The sequence below is a fragment of the Candidatus Pelagibacter communis genome (assembly GCF_001180205.1).
GTDB lineage: Bacteria > Pseudomonadota > Alphaproteobacteria > Pelagibacterales > Pelagibacteraceae > Pelagibacter > Pelagibacter ubique_O.
Window position 1 is genome coordinate 1 of sequence record NZ_CVSU01000114.1, and the last position, 646, is coordinate 646.

Sequence of the window (646 nt, forward strand, 5' to 3'; positions counted from 1 at the left end):
TTTCAAAACTTCTATCGTATCATTTCCTTCGATTTCTATAATAGCTCTAGAATGAGATAAATCTGTTACAGCAAAATCTGTATCTTTAAATTTATCTACTACATTTTTTATTAAATCTTTTTTTATTGAGACTAAAAGCCAGTTTTTTGGTCCATTCCACATAATCCTTGTATTTTCATTAAATACTACTGCCAATGGTTCATTTTTTAATTTTAAACCATCAATATCAATACCCTCAAATGAAACTGAAGAATTTTTGTACTGAACTATTTGAACAATTAATAAATTTTTGATTTCAGATATTTTAAGAATATCATTTTCATTTTTACCTTCATAATCTCCGAATTGACCTTTTGCATGAACATTTGATAAAGCTGAAATTAATGTCATGATCTAACTCTTTCACCTTTCGGGTCTACATAATGTGATGAAACTATCTCAACTGGTATTACCTTGTTTTTAAGTGGTGACATCGCAAAAAGTTTTTGACCGATCATATTTTTTCCATCTTTCAAAATTGCTAAGGAAAAAGGATTATCATATTCAACACTCCAACAAGATGCAGAGATATGACCTAATTTTGGATTTGGTAACGGTGCTTTATCATCTTTAACTAAGTGAGAGCCTTCTGGTATGCTTGTTTGTT

At 29.1% G+C, this 646-nt stretch carries 2 protein-coding genes; both read right to left on the bottom strand.

Going from position 1 to position 646, the window contains the following annotated elements:
* Nucleotides 1-390, bottom strand: a 390-nt coding sequence (locus AMO08_RS05245; RefSeq protein WP_075485896.1) for a sarcosine oxidase, incomplete at its 3' end; no start/stop codon positions are given.
* A partial coding sequence (locus tag AMO08_RS05250; protein ID WP_143323821.1) for a hypothetical protein occupies nt 387-646 on the bottom strand: 260 nt, incomplete at its 5' end. The genes AMO08_RS05250 and AMO08_RS05245, both read right to left, overlap by 4 nt.